Origin of the sequence: Vibrio sp. 10N.222.54.E6 (assembly GCF_041473955.1) — a bacterium.
Taxonomy (GTDB): domain Bacteria; phylum Pseudomonadota; class Gammaproteobacteria; order Enterobacterales; family Vibrionaceae; genus Vibrio; species Vibrio tasmaniensis_A.
On sequence record NZ_JBFRTD010000075.1, the window covers coordinates 1 to 422 of the forward strand.

Below are 422 nucleotides of genomic sequence, written 5' to 3' on the forward strand. Positions count from 1 at the left end.
CGCGCTGTTGGTCACGCCCGAGACCGTTGGCGTACCATCGTTGTCTTGGATCGTGACTGTGCCCATTTGCGCCGTCGATTGCGTTGGCGTCTTCGCCGTCACCGTGAAGGTTTCATCGCCTTCGAAGATGGTGTCTTGCGTGGTCTGAACTTTCACTGTGAAGTCGGTTTGACCCGCCGGCAAGCTCACTTGGAAGCTGCCGTCTGATGCTACCGCCACGTCTTTCAAGACCGTACCGTTGCTCAACACGATGTCCACTTGGGTGCCCGTGAAGTCGACGTTCTTATCCGCTGTGCCGCTGTTCAGCGTCAGGTCAACCGTGGTCGCCGTTTTGCTTTCGTTGCTCAGCGTCACTTTGATGTCCGCGACCGCACCTTCCGCTACGTTAATGCCCGCCGCGCCCGCGCTGTTGGTCACGCCCG

General features: G+C 59.2%; 1 protein-coding gene. It reads right to left on the reverse strand.

Going from position 1 to position 422, the window contains the following annotated elements; translation table 11 throughout:
• A partial coding sequence (locus AB4513_RS24425; RefSeq protein WP_372193461.1) for a Calx-beta domain-containing protein occupies positions 1 to 417 on the reverse strand: 417 nt, incomplete at its 3' end.
• Positions 418 to 422 lie beyond the last annotated feature (5 nt).